Source organism: Alphaproteobacteria bacterium (genome assembly GCA_033344895.1).
Taxonomy (GTDB): domain Bacteria; phylum Pseudomonadota; class Alphaproteobacteria; order UBA8366; family Aestuariispiraceae; genus Pacificispira.
Genome location: JAWPMN010000001.1, coordinates 481,652 through 500,770, shown reverse-complemented (window position 1 = coordinate 500,770; position 19,119 = coordinate 481,652). Strand labels below are relative to the sequence as shown.

The window sequence follows — 19,119 nt, the reverse complement described above, 5'->3', positions numbered from 1 at the left end:
GTGAGTCGCCTGGCCTCGATCGGCGAATGCATGGCGGAGTTCAGGCGAGGCGCCGATGGTCGTTTCGATCTCGCTTATGGCGGGGATACGTTCAACACGGCGGTCTATTTGTGTCGTCTCGGCGTCGCCTCTGATTTCGTTACCCTGCTTGGCGACGATCCCTTCAGTGATGCGATCAACGCCACGTGTCAGTCGGAAGGGGTTGGGACCGGCCTCATCGGTCGCCTGCCCGGACGCAGCGCCGGGCTCTATGTGATCGAAACCGACAGCACGGGTGAACGGACGTTCCATTACTGGCGGGACCGTTCGCCGGTTCGCGACCTGTTCGATCATGAGTTCGGGGGCCGCGTCATTGCCGCCCTGCCGAGCTACGACATGATTTATCTGTCCGGCATTACGCTTTCGCTCTTCTCGGATAGGGCCCTGGATGTGCTGTTCGAAGGGCTGGATGCAGCCCGCAAATCCGGCGCCGAGGTGGCTTTCGACGGGAATTTCCGCGCCAAAGGGTGGCCAGACCGCGACAGGGCACGGGCCATCTTTCAGCAGGCCCTGAAGAGAACCGACATCGTTCTGCCGACCTTCGACGACGACCATGTCCTGTTCGGGGATGGGAAGGTTTCCGATACGGTAGAACGCTATCGCGATTACGGCATCCGGGAGGTCGTCATAAAGGACGGCAAGCATTGCTGTACTATCGCCACGGAGGGCGAAGTGATCCAGGTGGAGGCGGAACGGGTGCCCCGGCCTGTGGACACAACGGCTGCCGGCGATTCCTTCAACGCCGGCTATCTTGCGTCCCGTCTCACAGGCAACTCTCCGGCCGAGGCCGCCCTGCTCGGGCATCAACTGGCATCCACTGTGATCCAGCATCCGGGCGCGATCATACCAAAGTCCATCCTGGAGGCGTCCGGTCTGCGGAACGCCCTGGCATCGGCAGGGGCAATCAAATGACCGCATACTCGACACCAGGCGTTCTTGAAGAGATTCTCCGAACGGCGCCGGTCATTCCTGTCGTGACGATCCGGCGTGTCGAGGATGCCGTACCGCTCGCGCAGGCTCTTGTGCGTGGCGGCCTACCCGTGATCGAGGTGACGCTGCGCAGCGACAGTGCGATCGCTGCCATTCGACAGATCCGTGACAGGGTGCCGGAGGCCATACCGGGGGCGGGAACCATTCTCCGAGAAGTCGACCTTCAACGGGTTCGGGAGGCGGGGGCCGTATTCGGTGTGAGTCCGGGACTGACCCCGGACCTTGCGGCGGCGATCATCGCGGACGGCATGCCGTTCCTGCCTGGTGTGGCGACGGCGTCGGAAATCATGCGGGCACGGGAATACGGGTTCCGCTTTCTGAAGTTCTTTCCGGCTGCGGCTTCCGGGGGGCTCGACGCGCTTTCCGGCTTCGCCGGTCCCTTTCCCGAAGTTTCTTTCTGCCCGACCGGCGGTATCCGGGAGCAGACTCTCCACGATTACCTGAGTCTGCGAAACGTCGTCTGCGCCGGCGGATCGTGGCTGGTAACCGAAAACGATCTGCAAACCGGCAACTGGGACGCCGTCACGGAGCGTGCCGCCCGGATCACGCGGCGCCCATAGACCCTGGTGCATCGGGAGTGGAGAGTTTTTCGCGCGCTGTACTGATTAAAATTGTCGTTTCCGACCCGTTTCGTCAGTCCCAGAATTCTGGGAAATTAAACAATACTCACTGATTCATGGTCTTGTATCAGAACCTCAGAGCGACTGCAGAACTTGCATATAGTCAGTATACTGAATAAACTGCGGCAAAACGAATATTGGAGATTTGTCGGGACATGGGAAAGATAGCCTTCGAAGAACATTTCATGACGCCGGGTTTCGAATCCTATTCGAAATCCTTCATCAGCCTGATCGACCATGAGACCGCCCGGGTTTTGACCCGTCGGCTCGCCGATATCGATGAAGAGCGGATCGATATCATGGACCGGCACGGGATCGAGTTGACGATCCTGTCCCAGACCGGACCCGGTGTGCAGGGAGAGCCGGACCTGCAAAGCGCGATTGATCACGCGCGGAAGTCCAACGACTACCTTGCGGAGCGGGTTGCACACCATTCCGGCCGTCTTGCCGGTTTTGCCATGCTGCCCATGCAATCGCCCGAGGAAGCGGCTGACGAGCTGGAACGCTGCGTGCGTGACCTCGGGTTCAAAGGGGCGATGGTCAACGGGCATACCGACGGCGTCTATTACGATGATCCGAAGTTCGATGTGGTCTGGGACAGGGTGCAGTCGCTCGACGTACCGTTCTATCTGCACCCGACAAATGCCAAGCATCACCCCTACAGCTTTGCTGACCACCCGGAACTGCTGGGTGCGACATGGGGTTGGGGGGTAGAGACCGGCAGCCATGCGCTAAGGCTTCTGTTCGGCGGGGTGTTCGACCGCTATCCGGGCGTCAAGCTGGTGCTGGGGCATATGGGGGAAGGCCTGCCCTTCCTGCGCTGGCGGTTCGACAGCCGGTTCGAGGCCTATCCCTGCGGCGTCTCCCTGAAGCGGAAGCCGTCAGAATATTTCGGCAGCAACATCCTGATCACCACGTCGGGTGTGTGTTCACATCACGCCCTGATCGGCGCCATCGGGGAAATGGGCGCGGAGAATGTGCTGTTCTCCGTCGACTACCCCTATGAAAGCACCGAACTGGCCGTCGAGTTCCTCGACACGGCGCCACTGGACGATGCCACCCGCCAGATGATCGGCCGGGACAACGCCGTTCGGCTGTTCAAGATCTGACACCTGAGGACCATCATGAAGAAATCCTACCGGATCGGGCAGATCGTCCCGAGCTCCAACACCACCATGGAAACCGAAATCCCGGCAATCCTGAATGCACGCCAGGTCATTCTGCCGGAGCGCTTTACCTTCCATTCCAGCCGCATGCGCATGATGACGGTGAAGAAGGAGGAACTGGCCGCGATGGATGCGCAGTCGGACCGTTGCGCGCTGGAACTATCGGACGCACGGGTCGACGTCATGGGTTACGCCTGCCTCGTGGCGATCATGTCCATGGGGCACGGCTATCACCGGGAATCGCAGGCGCGCCTGCACCAGGCGACCGTAGACAATGGCGGGGCGGCGCCGGTTGTCACGTCGGCCGGGGCGTTATGCGACGCGCTCGGCGTGCTGGGCGCGAAGAAGGTCGCGCTGGTCGCCCCCTATATGAAGCCCCTGACCGAGACCGTGGTCGGCTATATCGAAAACGAAGGCTATGAAGTCAGCGACTGGCGGGCGCTGGAGATCCCGAACAATCTGGATGTCGGGCGCCATGACCCGTCGAACCTGCCGGAAATCGTGTCCGGTCTGAAGACCGCGGACGTCGATGCCGTCGTCCTGTCGGCCTGCGTGCAGATGCCGTCCCTGGCCGCGGTTGAGGAGGTTGAGGCGCGTACCGGCAAGCCGGTCGTGACCGCCGCCATCGCCACGACCTACGCGATGCTGAAGGAACTGGGCCTGGAACGCCGCGCGCCGGGGGGCGGGGCGCTGTTGTCCGGCGCCTACTGATTTGGGGAGACGTTAAATGAGCAATTACCGATATGGCGGCAATGTCCGCGCAAACGGCATCCGGCAGCACTATCTGCGCTATGCCGACGAAAGCGTCCGTTCGGATCTGGATCCGATCGTTCTGGTGCCGGGCATTACCAGCCCGGCCATAACCTGGGGCTTCGTCGGCGAAAGACTGGGCCGGACCTTCGACACCTATATCCTGGATGTCCGCGGCCGCGGTCTGTCGGAAGCGTCGGATGATCTGGACTATGGGCTGGATGCCCAGGCGGACGATGTCGTCGCCTTTGCCGAGGCCCTTGGTCTAAAGCGCTATAGCATTCTGGGTCATTCGATGGGGGGGCGCATCGCGATGCGGGCGGCCCGCCGTCACCCCGGGCATCCGACGCGGCTGGTGCTGGTCGACCCGCCGGTTTCCGGACCGGGCCGTCGCGAGTATCCGTCGAAGCTGCCCTGGTACATGGACAGTATCGCAGAGGCGGTCCTGGGCATGGATCATGACGCGATGCGCGCCTATTGCCCGACCTGGACGGAGGAGCAACTGCGGCTGCGGGCGGAATGGCTGCATACCTGCGACGCACGGGCGATCCGCCAGAGTTTCGAGGAGTTCCATACCACCGATTTCCACAGCGATTTTCCGCATGTGGATCAGCCGACCCTGCTGATTCGAGCGGGCAAGGGCGGGGTGATCCTGGATGAGGACGAAGCCGAATTGCGAGGGCTGATGCCGTCCCTGCAATCCGCGACCGTGACCGACGCCGGGCACATGATTCCATGGGATGACGAAGAAGGGCTGTACCGGGCGCTGGGCGATTTCCTCGGCGCGGCGGTCGCCTGAAACGAACGGGAGGCGTGAGAGATGCCGATAGCCGATTTTCAGATGATCGAGGCCTGGAAGGAGGTGTTGCGCCTGTCCAGATTGGAAGCCGGGCAGACCGTGACCATTCTGACCAGCGTGAATACCCACCCGCAAAACCTGTCGACGGCCAAGATCGCCGCCCAGTCGATGGGGGCCATCGTCTGTCAGATCGATCTGCCCCCGGTGAACGGGGAAAAGGCGTTGAGCCGCGACGCGCTGGCCTATCTGGGCGAGACGCCGCTGACCGGCAACAAGGCTGCGATCTCCGCCCTGGAGGCCAGCGACCTGGTCCTGGACCTGATGACCCTGCTGTTCTCGCCGGAACAGATCGAAATCCTGAAGACCGGTACGAAGATCCTGCTGGCGGTGGAGCCGCCGGAGGTGCTGGCGCGTATCCTGCCGACCGAGGCGGACAAGACCCGTGTCTTGAAGGCAAAGGCCCGGATCGAGGCAGCGCGCACCATGCGTGCGACCTCCGCCGCTGGGACCGACGTCACATTCAGGATCGGTGATTTTCCGGCCATCGCGGAATATGGGTTCGTGGACGAGCCGGGGCGCTGGGATCACTGGCCCAGCGGCTTCACCTTCACCTTTCCCAATGAGGGCGAAAGCAACGGGACCATCGTCATCGATCGCGGCGACATCCTGATCCCGCAGAAATCCTATGTGCAGGATCCGATCATCCTGACCATCGAGAACGGCTTCGCGACCAAGATCGAGGGCGGTGTCGACGCGGCCCTGCTGCGTGAATACATGGCCAGCTTCAACGATCCGGAAGCCTATGCCATGTCCCATATCGGCTGGGGGCTGCAGCCGCGGGCGAAATGGTCGACCCTGGGCCTTTACGACCGGGAGGCCACGATCGCGATGGATGCCCGCGCCTATGAGGGCAACTTCCTGTTCTCGCTGGGCCCGAACAACGAGGCCGGGGGCACGCGCACGACGGCCTGCCACATGGATATCCCCTTACGGAACTGCACTGTCGAACTGGACGGTACGCCGGTCGTGATCGAAGGACGCGTGGTGGAGGATGCGGCATGAGTGGCGCGGCGAGTGAAACGCTGGTGCCGTACCGGAAGCAGGGCTTCGGCCAATCGCTGGAACCTGTCCCGCCCTACGGGCTGTTGATCGTGGATTTCGTGAACGGGTTCGCCGATCCGGAGATGTTCGGGGGTGGCAATATCCGGCCCGCCATCGCGCAGACGGAAGCCTTGCTGGCCCATGCGCGCCGGGCCGGATGGCCGGTTGCGCACAGCCGGATCGTCTATGCCGATGACGATTCCGACGCCAATATCTTTTCGGCCAAGGTGCCGAACCTGCTGAAGTTGAAAGAGGCGTCGCCCGCCAGTCAGATCGTCGACGAACTGACGCCTGTCGCGGGGGAAATGGTCGTGCGCAAGACCGTGCCGTCGGCCTTCTTCGGTACGATGTTGGCGCCCTGGCTGGCGCAGCGCGGGGTGATTTCCCTGTTCGTCGCCGGGGCGGTCACCAGCGGCTGCGTGCGGGCCAGTGTGGTCGATGCCATGTCCCATGGCTTCCGTCCGATCGTCGTGTCGGACTGTGTCGGGGACCGCGCCCTGGAGCCGCACAACGCCAATCTGTTCGATATGGAGCAGAAGAACGCGTGCCTCCTGACGCTTACCGAAGCACTTGAATTGCCGCCGTCGCCGCGCGGGGCGTGACCGACTGGCTTCGCGCCCGGCGTCGCACGACGCTAGGCGACACGCCGTAGGCCGTCCGATACTGGCGGGTGAAATTCGAATGCGACGGGAATCCGGTGGAGGCAGCGATCGTGGAAATGCTGTTCGACGTCTCGCGCAGCATCCAGTTCGCATGTTCCAGCCGAATTTGCCTGTAGTACGCCATCAGTGTGCAATCCAGACGCCGCTTCACCAGTCGTTGCAGTGTCCGGATCGATACGCCCAGACGGTCGGCGATCTCTTCCGTCGACAGGGGCGTTTCGACATGATCCCTCAGCAGTTCTGCCAAGCGCCCCATCATGTCGCCGCTTCGGGATGCCGGTTCGGGCACCGCCAATGTCTGACCCGTCAGCGTGAATCGGTTTCGGTGGTAGAGCAGGCTGCCCGCCACATCGCCGGCAATTGCGCGACCGGCAACTCTTTCGACGACCATAAGCGCCGCCTCGGTTGTTGCCATGCCGCCGGCGCAGGTGACCAATCGCTCGTTCCATTCTATCAGCGCGTTGCTGTAGGGCGAGAAGGGGAAAAGCTCGCGAAACTTGGGAAGGTCCTTCTTGTGGACGGCGGTATTCGTGCCGTCGGTCAGCCGCGCCGCGGTCAAGGTGAATGCCCCATATCCGATGCCGAGCAGGATCTCCGAGCGGCGCCTCAGATCGTAGGCGTTGCGGACCGCAACGGGCGCTGCGGCGTCGGAGACACTGGCACCGCCAATAAAACATGCATCCAGTCTGGAAATGTCACTTGTATAGGTACCGGTGCCGGCGTTTCGGAGTGCAAACAGACGGTGCCTCGCAAACGTGTTCGCCGTGTCGAATACGGCCTTCAGCAAGGCGAGTTCGAGGCTGCCTTGCGAAATGCCGTACAGCCCAATCTCGCTGCGCGCCGTCCTGTCCTGTCGGCGTCTTCCCCTATGTCGCATCCGTACCTCCCTGTGTTGGTCTTGCTCAGGACTGGCAAGGTTCAAGAGTTGGATTTATAATCAGCATACTGATTAAAAACACTCAAGAGAATCCCAAGGCCAATTTTGGGTGACTTCACGCGCATCCTGAAAGATATGGCGCTTTAAGGCAAGGCTTTGGCGGTGCCGGGTGAACGCTATCGCTCGTTCCTTCCGGTAAGGGACATGGTTGAAGTTTGATTAAAACGGGGTATACTGCATAAAAATAAGAATGGAGATGGCTCATGGCTTGGGTGCGTGTTGCGACGCTGGATGAGGTGCGCAGCAGTAAAATTCTGCCGCTGACGGTCGATGGTCAGCGCATTGCATTGTATTGGCTGGATGGAGAGGTCTTTGCCATCGGCGACGTCTGTACGCATCAGGTGGCGATCCTGTCCGACGGGTTCGTTGAGGACGGCTGCATCGAATGCCCGCTTCATCAGGGCCGCTTCTGCGTGCGCACAGGCAAGGCGCAAGGCGCCCCCGTCACAGAGGATCTGCCGACATTCCTGACCAAGGTGGACGCGGGTGAGGTCTACATCGACCCGGACCGCCCCGCGGCGGCGGGCGACGGTAAGGAATCTATTCTTGCGGCGCCGGTAGCTGAGGGCGCGGATGACCGGTGCATGGTCATTGTCGGTGCCGGTCAGGCGGGCGGCCGCGCAGCCGAAGCGGCGAGGATGGCCGGATATGCCGGAAAGCTGGTTCTGATCGGCGAGGAACCGTCCGCGCCTTACGAACGGCCGCCACTGTCGAAGGGAATCCTGACGGGGGAAGCGTCGGAATCCGATCTTCTGCTGTTCTCGCCTGCGGAATTGAACCGTCTGGCGCTCGACTTTCGGCCGGGGCTTTCCGTTCAGGGTATCGACCGCGACGCACGTCAGCTTGCGCTGAGCGATGGCAAAACGCTTGGCTATGATGCGCTTCTGCTTGCGACCGGCGCGCGCCCTCGGCAGCTTGATGTTCCCGGCTGCGACCTGGGCGGCATTCTGTACTTGCGCAGCCAGGCGGATGCACGCGCCCTTAAGGAGGGCCTGGCCAAGGCAGGTTCCGTCGCGGTCGTCGGCGGCGGCTTTATCGGGCTCGAGGTGGCGTCCACCGCGCGTGCGGCCGGCAAGTCGGTCACCGTATTGGAGCGCGATGCGCGGCTGGTGTCCCGAATTCTGCCCGCACCGGTTTCCGACGAACTGGCCAGACGCGCCCGGGCGGCAGGTGTCGATGTCCGGACCGGGGTCGACGTGACCGGGTTCTGCGGCGATGCGGGCGGCGTGTCGGCAGTATCCCTTGCGAGTGGCGAGACCGTTCCGGCCGATCTGGTCGTCGTGGGGGTCGGGGCGGTACCGAATGTCGAACTGGCCAAGGCGGTCGGGCTTGCCGTCGACGGTGGTATTGTCGTCGATGCGACCGGGCGGACGTCCGATCCGGCGATTTTCGCGGCCGGCGACGTCGCCAACTATCCGCATGCGCCGAAAGGCCAATCGCTGCGGCTTGAATCCTGGCAGAACGCCCAGGATCAGGCAGTCGCCGCCGGTCGAACCATGGCCGGGGCGGAGACCCGATATGAGGGAATCCCGTGGTTCTGGTCGGACCAGATCGGCCTGAACATTCAGATTCTCGGTATCCCGGATCCCGGTGGCGCGGTCCGCAGGCGAGATCAGGCGGATGGAGATGCGACGGCCTTCTTTCAGATCGATTCCGACAACCGGCTCCAAGCCGTCTTCGCATTCTCGGATGCGACGGCAATACGGGAAGCCCGCAAATTGATGAGCAGGGGAGAACCAGTGCCTGACGACATGTTTGAAACGCGCCCGGCCGGCTGTATCGGCAAGCCAGCGACCGCCGTGGCCGATGCCGATCACTACACCTGGCCTGAAGGCGGACTTAATCGGATTCCGGATTGGGTTTATACCAGCGACGCCATCTATGAACGCGAAGTCGATCGCATCTTTCACGGCCGCTCCTGGAACTATGTCGCGCTGGAAGCGGAGATCCCCGAGCCGGGTCAGTTCGTGCGGTCCTTTGTCGGTCCGACGCCGGTGGTGGTCGTGCGGGGCGAGGATGGTGCAGTCAACGTGTTCGAAAACCGGTGTGCACACCGGGCGGCGGAGTTCTGTCGCGAACAGCGTGGCAAGGTGACGGAGTTTGTCTGTCCATATCACCAATGGACCTATGATCTGGAAGGCAACCTCAGCGGCGTGCCGTTCCGGCGTGGCGTGGGCGGCAAGGGCGGCATGGCGAAGGATTTCGATCCGACCCAGCACGGCATCCGCAAGCTCAACGTCACGACACGGCGCGGTGTCGTGTTCGCCTCTTACCACGATGATATGGAAACGATCGAAGAATACATGGGGCCGGATATTCTGCGGGATTTCGATGCCACCTTCGACGGGCGCAAACTGACTATCCTGGGCTATTACCGGAACACGGTGCCGGGAAACTGGAAGCTGTACCACGAGAACCTAAAGGATCCGTATCATGCGACCCTTCTGCATACCTTCCTGGTGACGTTCGGTCTGCTGGTGGCCGGCAACAAGTCGGCGATGATCGCGGATGCGACCGGGCGGCACGGCACGATGGCATCGGCCAAGAGTGACGGAAAGTCCATCGATTCCGCAGCCAAGAGCGAAATGCGCGCCTATCGCGACGGCATGGAGCTGAACGAGCCGAAATTCATGGATTTCATTCCGGAGTTCGACTCGCCCTGGTCTGTGACGATGCAGACGATCTGGCCGAACCTGATTGTCCAGCGGGAGATGAACACCCTGGGTGTTCGTCAAATCGTTCCGAAGGGGCCGAACGAATTCGTCATGAACTGGACGATGTTCGGCTATGAGGGGGACGATGAGGAGATGACCCGGCACCGCCTGCGGCAGGGCAATCTCATGGGGCCGGCCGGCTTCCTTGGGCTCGAGGATAACGAGGCGATGAAGTTCGTTCAGGACGGCATGTTGCGAGGCACCGATGGGACCCATCTTGTCGCCCTCGATCCGGAGACGCCGACCGGAACCTCCGATACGCTGATTTCCGAATCGGCAATCCGTGGAATGTATGAGTACTGGCGCAAGGAAATGGGGCTGTGATGTCGTTCATGTCGAAACCGATCATTGGAGATGCGGCCGGTGCGGGAACTGGCGGGTTCCGGGAGCCGACGGGCGAGGAAAGGCGCGCATTAAGAGCCGATTTGGAGGACTTCAACGCGCAGTACAGCCTGGTCCTGGATGAGGGAGATCTGCAGGCCTGGCCGGAGTTCTTCACCGACGACGCCTTCTATTCCGTGACCGCGCGGGAGAATTTCGACAACGACATGCCGGTCGGTCTGGTCCATTGCGAAGGCAAGGGGATGCTGAAAGATCGCGCCTTCGCAATCCAGCACACCGCCATGTTCGCACCGCGCTACCTGCGGCACTACGTCACCAACACCATGGCGCTCGGCGTTTCCGAAGACGGCAGCATTGCGGCACGGGCCAATTACATGGTGCTGGAGACCCTGCACGATGATCCGACCACGCATATCCACCAGGCCGGATCATATCATGACATATTCCTGCGGGGCGGGGATGGCGCGCTGCGATTGCGCAGGCGCATTTGCGTCTACGACAGCCTGATCATACCGACAGCTTTGGTGCTGCCGGTTTAGAACGGGCGTTGTCCGCCCCTGGGGCCCGGGCGTATCCGAAACGATCAGTGCGGCTTGAACACGGTTCTGCCGTGCTGATTGTTTCCGTCGATCAGCCGTATCAGCGTGGTGATGAAAGCGTTCCGTTCCTGTGGCAGCAATGGCTCCAGCAGACGTTCCTGCGCACGTTGCATGGCGGAGTACATGGCCTCGGTAACATTCTCGCCTTCTTCGGTCAGGCGGGCGAGGACCATCCGCTTGTCCTCCTCGCTGCGGCGGCGCTCCACGAGCCCGCGCTTGGTGAGACGTACCAGGACATCCGCGACATTCGTGCGGTCAAGGCCCAGCTCCTGACCCAGGGAATTCTGATCCTGATCGGGACGCAGCTTGAGCGTCGTCAGAAGTCCGTACTGGACCGGCGTAATGTCGAATTCCTTGCACTCTTCCAGAAACAGGGCGAGATGAATCTGATGCAACCGCCGGACGAGAAAGCCCGGCCGGGACCAAAGTGGCATCCGCTCCAGCAATGTTGTCGGCTGGTCGGCTTCGGCCGATTTTTCCTTTTTCGCTCCCATATCACGTCCTTGCTTTTCTTATTACGAAAACACTCGCAAACGGCGTTCTTTGCCGCAAGCGTTTGTCGGGCCATCCCCGATTCTGGGCGCAGGTATATGTGAGGTATCTCTCATAATTCAACACATTTTAAACCGCTAAGAAGCAGTGTTGTTTTTATGTGGAATCTATAAATATCTGATTTTTCGTTGAAAAATGATGAATTTGGCGGTTCTGTTTCGTCTGATTGACACCGAAAAAAACCTCAGTATACTGCTTATTAATAAAGCTAAGATCGGCGAAGCCGGTTGGTTGAGGGATAGAAGTCTGGGGACCGAGGGAATGAAATTGTTCTCACCTACGGGACGTGTGCGCATCGATGCGCCCGTGATTGCCTGCCGCGGAAGGGCCGTCTGATGGCGGCGGCGCTGTGGCTTGCCGACCGGATCGACGGGATGGGTCGGATGATCGGCTATCTGATGATCCTGTGTCTGCCGGTGATCGTGCTGCTGGGCGGATCGGTCGTCGTTCTCAGATACGGGTTTCAGCTCGGCTTCCCGTGGCTCTCGGAAAGCTTCGTCTGGCTCAATGGTCTCGTGATCACGCTGGGCGCGTCCTATCTGATGATCGAAAACAAGCATGTCCGGGTGGACGTGCTCTATACTCGGTTAACCGAGCGTGGGCGCGCCGTCGTGACGGTGTTCGGCGTCCTGTGTCTGCTCTGGCCGGCGATGTACGTGATTGGAACCGCGTCCTGGAATGCGGTGCTGCGATCGATCCTCAGTCTGGAAATGTCGCCGTCCATCGACGGGCTGCCGTTCATGTATGTGATGAAGGCGGCCGTGCCGGCCTTCTGTGTCCTGGTCTCGCTGCAGGGGCTCTCAGACCTGATCCGCGCGATCCATCTGTTGCGATCTGCCGACGAGAAGGGGGCGTCGAATCATGGCTGAGGACATGCACGCCCTCTTCATCCTGCTGTTCTTCGTGGCGACCTTCGCCGTGCTGCTGACCGGGTTCCCGGTTGCCTTCGGGCTGGCCGGCGTCTCGATCCTCTTCGCACTGATCGGGTCGCAGTTCGATCTGTTCGTGTGGGGCATGACGTCCTCGATACTGGGCAGGTTCGTGAGCCTGATGACCGACGAGACCCTGGTGGCGGTGCCATTGTTCGTCTTCATGGGCGTGGTTCTGGAGCGGTCCAAGATTGCGGAAGATCTGCTGCTTACCATGGGGCAGGCCTTCGGCCGCATGCGCGGCGGGCTGGGGATTTCCGTCATCATCGTCGGTGCGTTGCTGGCGGCGTCCACCGGCATTGTCGGCGCCACCGTGGTAACAATGGGGCTCATCAGCCTGCCGGCCATGATGCGCGCAAAATACGATCCCAGTCTGGCCGGCGGAATCATCTGCGCATCCGGCACGATGGCGCAGCTCATCCCGCCGTCGACGGTCCTGATCCTTCTCGGCATCATGCTGCAGAACGCGAATACCCAGGCCAATCTGGAACTGGGTCGGTTCGACGGTGCCCAGGTCACGATCACGGATCTGTTCTCGGCGGCATTGCTGCCCGGGCTGCTGCTGGTCGGGTTCTATATCGTCTGGCTATTGATACGCGCCGCACTCAATCCCAAGGCATGCCCTCCGCTCATCATGTCCGAGGAGGAACGCCGCTCTCTGGGGCGCCGGATGCTGCGCGCGGTTATCCCGCCGATGGTCCTGATCATCCTGGTCCTGGGCTCGATCCTGACGGGAATTGCCACGGCTACCGAATCTGCTGCCGTCGGTGCGGTCGGTGCCTGCCTTCTGGGGGTGCTCAAGGGCCGTTTCAACCGCGCCCTGCTGTTCGACATTTCCAAATCGACGCTGATGATCAGCAACATGATCTTCGCGATCCTGCTGGGCGCGACGATCTTCTCGCTGGTCTTCCGCGGGCTGGGCGGGGACGACGTCGTCCGCGACTTTGTGGCGGACCTGCCCGGCGGTGCGCTCGGGGCCACGATCTTCGTGCTGTTCATCATGTTCCTGCTGGGCTTCATGATCGACACGTTCGAGATCATCTTCATCGTGGTGCCGATCTTCGCGCCGATCCTGATCATCATGGGAGTCGACCCGATCTGGCTTGGTGTCGCCATGGCGATCGTCCTGCAGACCAGCTATCTGACGCCCCCCTTCGGCTTCGCCATCTTCTATCTGCAAGGTGTCGCTCAGGGTCTGAGCGGGCCGGCGATCTATCGCGGCGTCATTCCCTTTGTCGCCATTCAAATACTGGCCATCGCCGTGATCTGGATGTTCCCGTCCATCGCGACCTGGCTACCGAAACTTCTCTTCTGATTATTCATGCGAAATGCCTCCAGGGCGGAGACGGGTCAGGAGAAGGTGAGGGGGCGTTCGCCCCGACTGAACAGGAGAACGAGGAGACAATGATGAAGCGCAGACAATTCTTTAAGGCCGCAGGTGCTTTGGGCGCCGGCGGTGTGGCGGCGACGGCCTTGTCGACCCCGGCCATTTCCCAGGGCAAGATCCAGTGGCGCATGCAGGCCACATGGCGGGAGAACTCGCCGCTGCTGTGGACCGGCGCGAAGATGGTGTCTGAGATGGTCGAAAAGGCCTCCGGCGGGAAGCTGTCGATCAAGCTCTACGGTGCCGGTGAAATCGCCCCGCCGCTGCAGCTGATGGATGCGGTCGCCGACGGTGGCCTGGAAATGGGTCATGGTTATCCGGCCTACTGGGCGGGCAAACTGCCGGCGGTGCAGTTCTTCACCCCGCTGCCCTTCGGCATCACCACCCAGGAACAGAATGCCTGGTTCCGCTTCGGCGGTGGTCAGGAAATCGCCGACAAGATTTACGGCGAAATGGGTGTGAAGTTCCTGCCCAGCGGCAATACCTCGGTGCAGTCGGCCGGTTGGTTCAACAAGGAAATCAACAGCATCGACGACTACAAGGGCATGAAGATCCGATCCGGCGGTCTGGGCGCGAAGGTTCTGCGCGAAATCGGCGCGACGCCGGTTCAGATGCCGCTGGGTGAAGTCCCCCAGGGCCTACAGACCAACGCCATTGACGGTGCCGATTTCGTCGGACCCTTCAACGATATGGCGTTCGGCCTGCACAAGGTCGCGAAGTTCTGCTACTGGCCCGGCTGGATGGAGCCGTGCGGCGTTCTGGATTGCTTCATCAACAAGCAGGCCTGGGACGATCTGCCGGACGACCTGAAGGCGATCGTGCAGATGGCGAATGAAACCGCGAACAGCGTGGTTCTGTCTGAATTCGTTGCCAAGAACGCGCAGGCCTACAACACGCTGCGGGATGAGCACGGCATCGAGATGAAGTTCCTCGATGAGGCGACGCTGACGACGCTGGGTCATGTGGCCGGCAAAGTCATCGCCGAAGCCGGCGAGGCGGATGAGTTGAGCAAGGAAGTGTACACCAGCCTGATGACCTTCCGGAAACAGGTGATGTCGTACACCAATGCGTCGGAACTGGCGTTCATGAAGGCGCGCGGTCTGGACTTCCCCTACGGGCTCTGATCGGGTGTTTGTGAAGCCGGCATCGCGTGTACGCGTGATGCCGGCTCACGCTTCTTCTGAATTAAGAGAGTTTTGAAATGGTAAAAGACGGGATCGGCGCGCGGGTTATCCGCAAGGAAGACGAACGGCATCTTCATGGGCGGGGCCGATTTGTCTCCGATATCGCGATGCCGGGCCTGTCGGACGTGGCCTTTCGGCGCAGCGCCATTGCGCATGGCAAAATCCGCAGGATCACCAAGCCAACGGGTATGGAAGATCGTGTCTTCACCGCAGCCGACCTGACCGGCGTCAATCCGATCGTCGCGAATTCCGGCATCCCCGGTTTCAAGACCTCCGACTATCCGGCACTGGCGACCGACAAGGTCCGTTTCGTCGGGGAATGTATCGCGATGTGCATCGCGCCGACCCGTGCGGAAGCGGAGGATGTGGCAGAGGCGGTCGATCTCGAAATCGAGGAGCTGCCCGCCGTGGTGGACAGTCTCGCCGCTCGTAGCCCGGATTCCCCGCTGGTGCATGATGATTGGGGCGACAACCTCTTCCTGACGACCGCCGTGAATGGTGATATCGACGCGCTGGCCAGGACTGCGCCGGTCAAGGTTTCGCGCGAACTGAACACCGGTCGGCAATGCATGCACCCGATGGAAGGCAAGGGTGTTCTGGCCTATTGGGATTTCCAGGCCGGTCAGCTGGTCGTCTATACCTCCACCCAGGTGCCGCACATGATCCGGACCGGCCTCTCCGAGACGCTGGGGCTGGATCAGGCGAAGATCAGGGTCATTCCCCCGGATGTCGGCGGCGGTTTCGGATACAAATGCGTATTGCAGCCGGAAGAAATCTGCGTCGCCTGGCTTGCGATGACGCTGCGCCGGCCGTTCCGCTGGATCGAGGACCGACGCGAGCATCTCACCGCCGGGGCGAATTCCCGCGAACATCATTACAAGCTGACCGCCTATGCGGATGAACGCGGCCGGTTGCTCGGCCTTGACGCCGAAGTAACGGTCAGCGTCGGCGCCTATTCGGTCTGGCCATTCACGGCCTGCCTGGAGGCCGCGCAGGCCGGTGGTAACCTGCCGGGCCCGTATGATTTCAATGTCTATCGCTGCAAGACGTTTTCAGTGGCCACAAACAAGCCGCCTTTCACACCCTATCGCGGCGTTGCACGGCCCGGCGTGTGTTTCGCGATCGAACTGATGATCGATGCCATTGCCCGCGAAGTGGGCCGTGATCCGATGGATGTGCGTGCCGAGAACCTCGTCCAGGCAGCGCAGATGCCCTACACGAACGTGACCGGAAAGCACTATGACAGCGGCGATTATCCGGAATCGCTGCGCATGGCCGCGGAGCTGATCGATGTGGCCGGCGTGCGGAAGCGGCAGGCCGCCGGTGAGCCGGATGGCCGCCGGATCGGTGTCGGCTTTTCCACCTTCACCGAGCAATCGGCTCACGGCACCAAGGTCTTCGCCAGCTGGGGTATCCCGCTGGTGCCCGGCTATGAACAGGCGACCGTGCGCCTGACCCCGGATGGCAGCCTGGAAATCCGGGCCGGAATCCACACGATCGGGCAGGGGCTGGAAACAACCCTGTCCCAGGTCGCGGTGGAGGAGTTGGGCATTGCCTTCGATTCGGTGCGCGTGACCCTGGGCGACACGGCCTCTACTCCTTATTCGACCGGGGCATATGCGTCGCGCGGCATGGTCATGGCCGGTGGGGCGGTGTCCCGTGCCAGCGTCGAATTGGCCCGGCGCATCCGGCGGATCGCGGCGCATCTGATGCAGTGTTCCGAAGACAGTGTCGAATTGAAGGACGGCGCCATCTGTTCCGGGAATGCCAGCATCAGCTTCGCCGATGTCGGCAAGGCCTGGTATCTGCGCCCTGAACAGCTTCCCGACAATGTCGACACAATGGGGCTGGAAGTCACCGAAGGCTACAAGCCGAAGGTCGACAGCGGCGTCTTCACCTATTCGACCCATGCTGCCGTCGTCGCGGTGGATGACGAGACCGGGCAGGTCGAACTTCTCGACTATGCCGTCGTGGACGATTGCGGGCGCATGGTGAACCCGATGATCGTCGACGGCCAGTTGATCGGCGGCGCAGTCCAGGGCATCGGTACAGCCCTGTTCGAGGAATCTCCCTACGACGTCCAGGGGCAGCCGCTGGCGTCCACGCTTCAGGACTATACCCTGCCCGGCGCCTTCGAGATTCCGCGGATGAAGGTGGGACATATGGAAAGCCCGTCCCCCTATTCCGCCCATGGCATGAAGGGGGTCGGCGAAGGCGGTGCCATCGCGCCGCCGGGCGCCATCGTCAATGCGATCAACGACGCATTGAAGGAACGAGGGGTCGAACTGACGCGAATTCCGGCAACCCCGGAAAGAATCCTTGAGGCCCTGATCCAGGCCGAGACGAAATCCGTCGCGGAGGCCGTGGCATGAAACCCGTCGACTTCGACTATGCTGCCGCGGAAACCGTCGATCATGCCCTGTCCCAGCTGTCGAGCACCGATATCAAGGTGATTTCCGGTGGTCAGTCCCTGGGCCCGATGCTGAATCTGCGACTTGTTCGGCCCACCGGCCTGGTCGGGCTGGCCGGGACGGAGGCTTTGCGCCGCATCGAGGACGGGACGAATGCCCTTACGCTCGGGGCCGCCCTGCGCCACGCTGAATTCGAAGACGGCAAGGTTCCGGACCCGGCAGGCGGTATGATGCGTTATGTCGCCGGGGGCATCGCCCACCGTGCGGTCCGGACCCGTGGCACGATCGGCGGATCGCTGGCCCATGCAGATCCGGCGGCGGATTGGGTGACGACGCTGACCACGCTCGACGCCGTTCTGACCCTGCGCAACGCCGAAGGCAGCCGCGAAGTGGCGATGACCGACTTCATGCAGGGCGCGTTCACCACCGCCCTGCGCGACGGCGAAATCATCGAGGCCGTCCGCATTCCGAAGCGATCGGATATGGTCCGCTGGGGCTACTACAAGATTTGCCGCAAGGTGGGTGAGTTCGCCGAGGCAATCGGCGCGCTGGTCGTCGATCCGGAGCAGCGCTACTGCCGCGTTGTCATGGGGGCGACCGATGGCGCCCCGGTCGTTCTGGATGGCTTCTCCCGACAGCTTGCGAAGGAGGGGGGAAAGGCCCTGTCCAAACTATCCGAAACGGTGCGTGCGGCCTTGCCCGACGCCACCCCGGTTTCGCACCGCCAACATGAAGTCGCGCTGCGGCGCGCGATCCAGCAGGTCTATCCGTCATGAAATCGATAACCCTCACCGTGAACGGGCAGCCGGTAAGCGGTTCCGTCGAGCCCAGGACACATCTCGCCGACTTCCTGCGCGGTCACCTCGGCCTGACCGGAACGCATCTGGGGTGCGAACAGGGCGTTTGCGGCGCCTGTACGATCATGATCGACGGACAGCCGGGGCGTTCCTGCATTGCCCTGGCAGCGGCCTGCGACGGAGCCGACATCCGGACGGTCGAAGGGTTCGACGACGATCAGACGATGAGCAAGCTGCGTAAGGCATTTTCCGAACGGCACGGACTGCAATGCGGGTTCTGCACGCCGGGCATGCTCGTCACGGCGCGCGACATCGTGAACCGTCTCGACACACCGGACGAGTCCCGTATCCGTCATGCGTTGAGCGGAAACATATGTCGGTGCACCGGCTATCAGGGTATTGTCGAAGCGATATCGGATGTCGTGTCCGAGACGAAGTCGCATACGAAAGCCTGCCAGTCCTCGGTCAGGCCACTCGTACGACCGGCGCCCGACGCGCCGCCTCCCTGCTTCGAGGTCGCGGAACCGAAAAGCGGTGCTCGGGGCACGGCCGAAGTGTCCGCGTCGGTGAGCAAGCCGGTCATGCGTGTGGACGAGGACGGCTGGACCATCCTGACTCTCGAGATGAAGGCGGACCAGCGCCGCAACGCTCTCTGGGAGGTCATGACCGATGTGTCGACCGTGGCGCGCTGCATGCCGGGCGCGGAAGTCACCGCGATTGAAGGCGACCGGATCGAGGGGCGCCTGACCATCCGTTTCGGGCCGATTTCGGCCGGATTCAATGGTACGGTCAACCAGCAGATCGACGCCAATGCGCGCCGTGTCACGCTGTCCGGCGAAGGGACCGACCGAAAGAGTGGAACCAATGTTCAGGGCAGGCTGACCTACGCCTTGCGCACCGAGGCCGAAGAGCGGACGGCCGTCGACATCGAAGTCCGGTTCAAACTGACCGGACCGCTGGCCCAGTTCGGGCGATCCGGCCTGGTTCGGGATTTCACCTCGCGCCTGTCGTCGGACTTTGCCCGGAATCTCGGTCGGCACCTCGCCGGGGAGGAGGTGGCGACATCCGAGGGCAGCCAGTTGAACATTCTGTCGCTGCTGTGGGGAATCCTGCGGGATCGACTGTTGCCAGGTCGCTGAATTT

At 61.9% G+C, this 19,119-nt stretch carries 17 protein-coding genes and 1 pseudogene; 16 read left to right on the top strand and 2 right to left on the bottom strand.

The features are described 5' to 3' along the window. The 7 genes from R8L07_02295 (at position 1) to R8L07_02265 (ending at position 6,067) form a co-directional block, all read left to right on the top strand. Positions 1 to 951, top strand: a complete 951-nt coding sequence (locus R8L07_02295) for a sugar kinase (GenBank protein ID MDW3204346.1) — start codon at positions 1 to 3, stop codon at positions 949 to 951. Then, a complete protein-coding gene (gene eda, locus R8L07_02290) occupies positions 948 to 1,589 on the top strand; it encodes a bifunctional 4-hydroxy-2-oxoglutarate aldolase/2-dehydro-3-deoxy-phosphogluconate aldolase (GenBank protein ID MDW3204345.1) in 642 nt (213 codons plus the stop codon). Before R8L07_02295 ends, eda begins: the two co-directional genes overlap by 4 nt. 215 nt (positions 1,590 to 1,804) lie before the next feature. Next, positions 1,805 to 2,758 carry an amidohydrolase family protein gene (locus tag R8L07_02285; GenBank protein ID MDW3204344.1) on the top strand — a complete coding sequence of 318 codons (954 nt, stop codon included), beginning with the start codon at positions 1,805 to 1,807 and terminating at the stop codon, positions 2,756 to 2,758. Positions 2,759 to 2,824: 66 nt separating this feature from the next. Next, positions 2,825 to 3,526 (top strand): Asp/Glu racemase, encoded by a 702-nt coding sequence (locus tag R8L07_02280; protein ID MDW3204343.1) that lies wholly within the window; start codon positions 2,825 to 2,827, stop codon positions 3,524 to 3,526. A 16-nt stretch (positions 3,527 to 3,542) separates the two neighbouring features. Next, positions 3,543 to 4,364 carry an alpha/beta hydrolase gene (locus tag R8L07_02275; protein MDW3204342.1) on the top strand — a complete coding sequence of 274 codons (822 nt, stop codon included), beginning with the start codon at positions 3,543 to 3,545 and terminating at the stop codon, positions 4,362 to 4,364. A 21-nt stretch (positions 4,365 to 4,385) separates the two neighbouring features. Then, positions 4,386 to 5,426, top strand: a complete 1,041-nt coding sequence (locus tag R8L07_02270; protein MDW3204341.1) for a 2,5-dihydroxypyridine 5,6-dioxygenase — start codon at positions 4,386 to 4,388, stop codon at positions 5,424 to 5,426. Then, a complete protein-coding gene (locus tag R8L07_02265) occupies positions 5,423 to 6,067 on the top strand; it encodes an isochorismatase family protein (protein ID MDW3204340.1) in 645 nt (214 codons plus the stop codon). Before R8L07_02270 ends, R8L07_02265 begins: the two co-directional genes overlap by 4 nt. Here R8L07_02265 and R8L07_02260 read toward each other — a convergent pair. Further along, on the bottom strand, positions 6,024 to 7,004 hold the full coding sequence (locus tag R8L07_02260) for a helix-turn-helix domain-containing protein (GenBank protein ID MDW3204339.1): 981 nt from the start codon (positions 7,002 to 7,004) through the stop codon (positions 6,024 to 6,026). The genes R8L07_02265 and R8L07_02260 overlap by 44 nt on opposite strands. A 263-nt stretch (positions 7,005 to 7,267) precedes the next feature. On the opposite strand from R8L07_02260, the pseudogene R8L07_02255 reads away from it, so the two are divergent. The 3 genes and pseudogenes from R8L07_02255 to R8L07_02245 all read left to right on the top strand — a co-directional run bounded on the left by R8L07_02255 (position 7,268) and on the right by R8L07_02245 (position 10,659). Next, positions 7,268 to 8,803: pseudogene (locus R8L07_02255) on the top strand (FAD-dependent oxidoreductase). Between the two features lie 12 nt (positions 8,804 to 8,815). Then, positions 8,816 to 10,102, top strand: a complete 1,287-nt coding sequence (locus R8L07_02250) for an aromatic ring-hydroxylating dioxygenase subunit alpha (GenBank protein MDW3204338.1) — start codon at positions 8,816 to 8,818, stop codon at positions 10,100 to 10,102. Further along, positions 10,102 to 10,659 carry an aromatic-ring-hydroxylating dioxygenase subunit beta gene (locus R8L07_02245; protein MDW3204337.1) on the top strand — a complete coding sequence of 186 codons (558 nt, stop codon included), beginning with the start codon at positions 10,102 to 10,104 and terminating at the stop codon, positions 10,657 to 10,659. The genes R8L07_02250 and R8L07_02245 overlap by 1 nt, the downstream gene beginning before the upstream one ends. Positions 10,660 to 10,703: 44 nt before the next feature. Here the strand turns inward: R8L07_02245 and R8L07_02240 are convergent, their stop codons facing one another. Next, positions 10,704 to 11,153 carry a MarR family transcriptional regulator gene (locus R8L07_02240; GenBank protein ID MDW3204336.1) on the bottom strand — a complete coding sequence of 150 codons (450 nt, stop codon included), beginning with the start codon at positions 11,151 to 11,153 and terminating at the stop codon, positions 10,704 to 10,706. Between the two features lie 453 nt (positions 11,154 to 11,606). Here R8L07_02240 and R8L07_02235 point away from each other — a divergent pair, with 453 nt between their 5' ends. The 6 genes from R8L07_02235 (at position 11,607) to R8L07_02210 (ending at position 19,115) form a co-directional block, all read left to right on the top strand. Then, entirely contained in the window at positions 11,607 to 12,140 is a 534-nt protein-coding gene (locus R8L07_02235; GenBank protein ID MDW3204335.1) for a TRAP transporter small permease subunit, read from the top strand. After that, on the top strand, positions 12,133 to 13,515 hold the full coding sequence (locus R8L07_02230) for a TRAP transporter large permease subunit (GenBank protein MDW3204334.1): 1,383 nt from the start codon (positions 12,133 to 12,135) through the stop codon (positions 13,513 to 13,515). The genes R8L07_02235 and R8L07_02230 overlap by 8 nt, the downstream gene beginning before the upstream one ends. 89 nt (positions 13,516 to 13,604) lie before the next feature. Beyond that, a complete protein-coding gene (locus R8L07_02225) occupies positions 13,605 to 14,708 on the top strand; it encodes a TRAP transporter substrate-binding protein (GenBank protein ID MDW3204333.1) in 1,104 nt (367 codons plus the stop codon). Positions 14,709 to 14,785: 77 nt separating this feature from the next. After that, the gene (locus R8L07_02220) at positions 14,786 to 17,140 is read left to right on the top strand and encodes a xanthine dehydrogenase family protein molybdopterin-binding subunit (GenBank protein MDW3204332.1); all 2,355 of its coding nucleotides are present in this window, start codon (positions 14,786 to 14,788) and stop codon (positions 17,138 to 17,140) included. Then, positions 17,137 to 17,955 carry an FAD binding domain-containing protein gene (locus tag R8L07_02215; protein ID MDW3204331.1) on the top strand — a complete coding sequence of 273 codons (819 nt, stop codon included), beginning with the start codon at positions 17,137 to 17,139 and terminating at the stop codon, positions 17,953 to 17,955. The genes R8L07_02220 and R8L07_02215 overlap by 4 nt, the downstream gene beginning before the upstream one ends. Then, the gene (locus R8L07_02210) at positions 17,952 to 19,115 is read left to right on the top strand and encodes a 2Fe-2S iron-sulfur cluster-binding protein (GenBank protein ID MDW3204330.1); all 1,164 of its coding nucleotides are present in this window, start codon (positions 17,952 to 17,954) and stop codon (positions 19,113 to 19,115) included. Before R8L07_02215 ends, R8L07_02210 begins: the two co-directional genes overlap by 4 nt. The last annotated feature ends 4 nt before the right edge of the window (positions 19,116 to 19,119 follow it).

Coding starts and splice junctions, on each gene's coding strand:
- R8L07_02235 (MDW3204335.1), top strand. CDS start 11,607: ATGGCGGCGGCGCTGTGGCTTGCCGACCGGATCGACGGGATGGGTCGG.
- R8L07_02210 (MDW3204330.1), top strand. CDS start 17,952: ATGAAATCGATAACCCTCACCGTGAACGGGCAGCCGGTAAGCGGTTCC.
- R8L07_02250 (MDW3204338.1), top strand. CDS start 8,816: ATGTTTGAAACGCGCCCGGCCGGCTGTATCGGCAAGCCAGCGACCGCC.
- R8L07_02225 (MDW3204333.1), top strand. CDS start 13,605: ATGATGAAGCGCAGACAATTCTTTAAGGCCGCAGGTGCTTTGGGCGCC.
- R8L07_02260 (MDW3204339.1), bottom strand. CDS start 7,004: ATGCGACATAGGGGAAGACGCCGACAGGACAGGACGGCGCGCAGCGAG.
- R8L07_02265 (MDW3204340.1), top strand. CDS start 5,423: ATGAGTGGCGCGGCGAGTGAAACGCTGGTGCCGTACCGGAAGCAGGGC.
- R8L07_02240 (MDW3204336.1), bottom strand. CDS start 11,153: ATGCCACTTTGGTCCCGGCCGGGCTTTCTCGTCCGGCGGTTGCATCAG.
- eda (MDW3204345.1), top strand. CDS start 948: ATGACCGCATACTCGACACCAGGCGTTCTTGAAGAGATTCTCCGAACG.
- R8L07_02245 (MDW3204337.1), top strand. CDS start 10,102: ATGTCGTTCATGTCGAAACCGATCATTGGAGATGCGGCCGGTGCGGGA.
- R8L07_02275 (MDW3204342.1), top strand. CDS start 3,543: ATGAGCAATTACCGATATGGCGGCAATGTCCGCGCAAACGGCATCCGG.
- R8L07_02280 (MDW3204343.1), top strand. CDS start 2,825: ATGGAAACCGAAATCCCGGCAATCCTGAATGCACGCCAGGTCATTCTG.
- R8L07_02220 (MDW3204332.1), top strand. CDS start 14,786: ATGGTAAAAGACGGGATCGGCGCGCGGGTTATCCGCAAGGAAGACGAA.
- R8L07_02230 (MDW3204334.1), top strand. CDS start 12,133: ATGGCTGAGGACATGCACGCCCTCTTCATCCTGCTGTTCTTCGTGGCG.
- R8L07_02270 (MDW3204341.1), top strand. CDS start 4,386: ATGCCGATAGCCGATTTTCAGATGATCGAGGCCTGGAAGGAGGTGTTG.
- R8L07_02215 (MDW3204331.1), top strand. CDS start 17,137: ATGAAACCCGTCGACTTCGACTATGCTGCCGCGGAAACCGTCGATCAT.
- R8L07_02285 (MDW3204344.1), top strand. CDS start 1,805: ATGGGAAAGATAGCCTTCGAAGAACATTTCATGACGCCGGGTTTCGAA.